This window comes from Streptomyces sp. NPDC051172 (assembly GCF_040682555.1).
Lineage (GTDB): Bacteria > Actinomycetota > Actinomycetes > Streptomycetales > Streptomycetaceae > Streptomyces.
In genome coordinates, this window is the sequence record NZ_JBFBBE010000247.1 from 1 (window position 1) to 4,745 (window position 4,745).

Consider the following 4,745-nt stretch of genomic DNA (forward strand, 5'->3'; position numbering starts at 1 on the left):
GGTGTGGTCGTGGCAGGTGCAGCGATGGAGATCGGAGACCATCTGGCAGGACCGGGTGCGCCGACTCGCCGCGGTCACGGGGTGCCCGCCGGCGGCCATCGTGCCTCATGCCCTGCTGGCCTATCCGGAAACGATTGCCGTCGCCCGGCTACTCGGGGACGGCCGCTGGCAGCAGCGCCTGCGCTTGAGCGTCGCAACTGTAGGCGCTGCTGCCGCCGAGGGGTTGTTCCTCCAGGAGGTTGGCCTCCGCATCGGCAGGCCGTGGCTCGCGGACTGGCTGGGTGCCTGTAGCCGCGCCCGCGGCTGGGAGGCCTCACGAGCGGATCCGCTTCGGCAGTGGCTGCTCACCGTGGCAGACGGCACCAGCGATGACCGCTTATGGACGGTGGACCAGTCCGTGGCACGGCCCGCCGAGTACAGCGACCGCGCCGCTCTCCTCGGCGACGGTCGTACTCGCGCCTTGTCGGAGCAGGCCAGAGCAGCCTTCCTGACCAGCGGGTGGGAACCACTTCCCCCGCGACGACCAGGGAGAGCACCGTACCTGTGACGTCCCCTGGCTCACAGCGGGTCCATCCGCTACCAGGTCGGCGCATGCCGCACAGCATCGCCGACCGTGGACCGCCACGGGCGGCTCTTCCCCCGCGGTCCCCCGCCCTTTCCTCAACGCGTGCAAGGAGATACATCATGCCGCTCATCAGCCCCGAATACGCGAGCCAGTTACTGAAGGAACTGACGAAAGGCTGCCCCGTTCCTGCAGCCCCGGCAAACATGGCCCGCTACGCCTTCCAGACCAGTGACCACGTACTCATCGGAGACGTCGCCGTCCGCGGCTACAAACACAAGAACAAGTGGCGGCTGGACGAACGGGACATCCGCAAAGCCGGCGAACAGCTGGCCTCGCTCGCGATCGATCTCGACGATCTGGTCGACGCCCGTCCCCTACCCACCGACCGCGGACACACGTGGCGTTTACAGATCATGAACTGGTTCGACCAAGTCGCCTACGAGGACCAGACCGCCAACGGCTGCCAGTGCGAAGGCCAACAACCGTGCGACCGCACCCGGCCGAACCAACACGGGCTGGGGTGCGGGGCAACCTGGGAACAGGTCGAAGCACGCTACGGCCAACGGAGTATCGCCTCCACCCGCCCACTGCCGCTATTGACGTGGTCCGGCGCGATCTGGATGGTCCCGCGTGCCTACGCCGCCCTTCTCGACCGGGCGGAGCAAATCACCGCCCAGTTCGCTGAAAAGGCCGCCCGCTGCAGCCGGTGCGGAGCCCAAGGAGACATCTGGGAATGGCGTTCCTCCAGCACTGCCGGATACACCACCCTGTGTCCCTCATGCACCAGCGCCGCCGCCCGCCGGTACAAAGGCCATCTGCGGGGCAGGCAGTACAAGTCGCTTCCGAAGAACTCGCAACCGGACGCATTCCTGTGCGTCTTGTGCCCCAGCCCGCGGCAGGCCATGTACTGGGACCACTGCCACGAGCACGGATTCGTCCGTGGTCCAGTGTGCGCTAGCTGCAATACGTACGAAGGTGGCGGCTACCAGTTCATCAACCGCCCGGGCGCGGTACAGCACCTCTTACAGTGCGACGGCTGCCGTCGTGAAGGTATGTTGCCGCCGCGGCACCACCCCGACGTCGTGCTCCGCACATTTGTGTTCGAACCTCACGACTCATGTACGCAGCCGCCCCGATATCCGTGGGGTGCGGTGGAGGGAGATGGGTCGGTCCGCTTCCGTCTCCATTGCTGGCACCATACGTCCACCTACCGGTGGGAACAGGTCGTGCCCGCTTCCCAAGTCAGGCTCCTGGTGAGTGAGTTCGCGGAAAAGGCTCTGGCAGCCGAGACCGATACTCCTGACCAGGACTCCGTCTGACGTCCTGTCACAGTCGCTCTGCTCCTCTGGTTCCTACGCTTCCCCCGGCCGGGCGGCTGCCCCGCGCCGGGGGTCTCCAAGCAGAGCCGGTGCGCTCTTCATACCGGTCACGCACCGTGCCGTCTTGACCAGTCGGTCTCCGGGGTCGCCGGGTTGCACCGCAGCGACCAGGAAGCAAGAGCGAATTGGGCGGAAATCGATGCTGTGGAGGCGGCCCTGCGGGTGACACCCCTTCCAGGGGAAACGACGTGGTCTTTTCTGCACCGGGTGGCGTCCGCCTACCGGCTGCAGGTAACCGACCTGACGGCGGGGTGGCAGTGGGCAAATCCCGTGCATCAAAGACATGGTGCGCGTCCCGACGGTGAGGTGCTCCTGAACGCAGTGGTGCAGGGGCAGTTGGCCGGGTGGTGTCGTGTGCCGGCAGGCCATCTCGCGCGGGCGTTGCCGTCCTGGACGGCAGGGCCGACGGAGCTGGCTGGCCGTGGCGAGGACGGGCAGGGGTGGGCGAGGTGGCAGTCGGGGGCTTCGGAGTGGGGGCCGGTGGTGTTCGGCTGCAGGTTGTGCGCGGCCCGGCGTGGCAGCGGTGGGGCGCCGGTCTGGGCGTACTGGCCGCAGTGGCGGCGGCTGTGTGCGCGGCATGGCCGGTGGCTGCTGGAGGTGGGCGAAGGCCATCCGGTGGAATTCGTTGATGCCGGGAATCTGGTGATGGAGTTGATCCGGGCGCAGCGTCAGTGGGACCGGGTGGAGCGGATAGGGCAGGCGGCCGACGCGGCGCCTCGTCAGGTGTTCGGGCTAGCGCGTGCGGTGGTGTGCGGGTGGTGGGGGCGGGGGGATTTCTGGGAGCGGGAGACGGTATGGGGGCCGCGCCTAGAGCAGCTGGTGGCGGCTACGCGCCGGTGGTGTCCGGATCCGGCGGGCTGGAGCGTTGAGCAGTGGCGGCTGCTGGTACGGGACGTGGTGATGTTCCCGGAGGTCGTCGCGGTAGCGGAAGCTCTGGTGGACCCGCGGATGCAGCAGCTGGTCGCTGAGAACCGTTCGGGTGCTTTGGTGCGCGGCCGGGGTAGCGGTGAGCGGTTTGCTGCCGCCTTGGGCAAGCGGCTGGGACGGGAGTGGCTGGTTGAGCTGGAAGCGGACGGCCATGGCGGGCCGTTGGCGTCCTGGGCTCGCGCGGCGGTCCGTGAGCAGCGCCGTCCGGCGGGGTCGTTGGCGCAGCAGGGGCGGTATGGGCTGTGGTGGGTGCACAGCGCGCACCGGCCGGTGGAAGTAGGAATGGGCCTGCGCCGGCTGGCAGACCCTCTGAGCGCAGGTCCTGGCGCACGTAGGGGTTCGGGTGCGGCAGGACATGGCGAACCGACGGCGCAGAGAGGCTGGCGGGAAGAGTTGAGAGTGCCGCGGCGGGCCGGGCAAGGCCGGGGCTTGGAGCAGCGGCATGCGCAGTTGTTCGCCGAAGGCCTCGATCAAGCTCGTCTTCATGTGGAGCGGTTCGGGCATCTGGCCGTCGCGCACACCGATGGCCGGGTGCAGGAGGGGTTTGATCTAGGGCGGTGGCTGGCCAACCGGCGTGCCGATGCGGCGTCGCTGACCATGGAACAAGCGGAGCAGCTTCGACGCCTGAATGCGTGGTGGAACCCGCCCTGGCCCGTCGACTGGCAGCGTGCCTGGTACCGGGCCCGCGCCCATGTGCACGAGCAGGGGCCGGTGCACGGCGGCGACAACCTGGCCGGGCTGCCGCGCTGGCTTCAGCGGTGGCTGCGCCACCAGATCTCCTGCTACGAGCAGTTACATGATAGGAACGCCAGAGTCGCTGCGCTGATCACCTCGAGGAGAGGAAAATCGTGCCGGGCGCCCCGGTCAGCCGACGGGTCTGCGATGCCTGTGAGCTCGAATGATAGGTTGGCGATGGGAGTCATCCAGGGGACCACGGCTTGTTGCCACGGCGGTAGTTGCGCCGAGAGCACGCGTGTCAGTAGCTGTTTTCCAAGCGATCAGGTGTCTGAGCTGGATGTTTGCAGCTTGTGATCTTCGGTTTCGGGCGTGCAGGGTGACGGCGTTCTCGTCATCGAGCCCGGAGGCCCGCCGTGCCCACACCCGCTGCTGTCATGAAGCGCCGCCTGCGCGATCTCGAGACGCGGGCCGCCGAACTCCGCGAGCGGATGGCGGTGTTGCAGCGGGAGGCCGACCAGGTCGAAGAGCAGGTCACGCGCTGGCGTATCGGCGGTGAGATCTTCGAGGAGGTCGAGCAGGAACTGCGGCAGGGCAGGGCCGAGGACCGGTCCGACAGCGTGGACGGTGCGGCCCACGGGCCGGCGGCTGCGGACGTGGGCGACGCCGCGGCGTCCTCACCGGGCACGGGCGGGGCGGAGTCCGCCTCGCGGTATGTGCCGCAGTGAAGCGACGGGGCCGATCCGGCCCGGCTGCCCGGCCTGTACTGCGAGATCGTCGCGTTCGTGTCGGGCGCCAACGCGCCGGTGCGGGTGGTGGACGTGGTCCGTGCCCTGTTCGGCGAAGGAGCCGGCCGCAGCCGGATCGAAGGCGTCCGCGCGCAGCTCAAGCGGCTGGTCGAACGGTGCTGGCTGGCCAGCGAGGACGGCCGTTCCTTCGGCCCCGTCTCACGCTGAGGCCGACGCCTGTGGTGCGGGTGTCGGCCCCGCCGCGGCGAGCCGGCGGGTCATCAAGGTGACCATCGCCCACTTCACATACGCCTCGTGCGCCGCGGAACTGCGCTCGTAATCCCTCACCAGACGACGGCAGTTGACCAGCCACGCAGTTGGGTCGGCCGCGCGGTGAGGTGCCTGCTGTGACAGGTCCTGTTCCGCGCGGCCTCCCGCCGAACCGGACATGACGGTTTCCCTGTCATCCGG

4 protein-coding genes and 2 pseudogenes are annotated in these 4,745 nt (G+C 68.6%); 5 read left to right on the forward strand and 1 reads right to left on the reverse strand.

Translation table 11 applies throughout. The annotated features are described in order from the left end of the window. The 5 genes and pseudogenes from AB0N07_RS49725 to AB0N07_RS49745 form a co-directional block, all read left to right on the forward strand. Positions 1-547 (forward strand): annotated as a pseudogene (locus tag AB0N07_RS49725) (hypothetical protein); the annotation flags it as partial. A gap of 137 nt (positions 548-684) precedes the next feature. Further along, a complete protein-coding gene (locus AB0N07_RS49730; RefSeq protein ID WP_365847449.1) occupies positions 685-1,884 on the forward strand; it encodes an endonuclease domain-containing protein in 1,200 nt (399 codons plus the stop codon). A 675-nt stretch (positions 1,885-2,559) separates the two neighbouring features. Continuing rightward, on the forward strand, positions 2,560-3,903 hold the full coding sequence (locus AB0N07_RS49735) for a helicase associated domain-containing protein (RefSeq protein WP_365847451.1): 1,344 nt from the start codon (positions 2,560-2,562) through the stop codon (positions 3,901-3,903). 59 nt (positions 3,904-3,962) lie between these two features. Beyond that, positions 3,963-4,274 carry a hypothetical protein gene (locus tag AB0N07_RS49740; protein ID WP_365847453.1) on the forward strand — a complete coding sequence of 104 codons (312 nt, stop codon included), beginning with the start codon at positions 3,963-3,965 and terminating at the stop codon, positions 4,272-4,274. A gap of 57 nt (positions 4,275-4,331) precedes the next feature. After that, positions 4,332-4,502 carry a hypothetical protein gene (locus AB0N07_RS49745; protein ID WP_365847455.1) on the forward strand — a complete coding sequence of 57 codons (171 nt, stop codon included), beginning with the start codon at positions 4,332-4,334 and terminating at the stop codon, positions 4,500-4,502. Here the strand turns inward: AB0N07_RS49745 and AB0N07_RS49750 are convergent. Then, a pseudogene (locus AB0N07_RS49750) lies at positions 4,494-4,745 on the reverse strand (hypothetical protein); the annotation flags it as partial. The gene AB0N07_RS49745 and the pseudogene AB0N07_RS49750 sit on opposite strands and share 9 nt — an antisense overlap.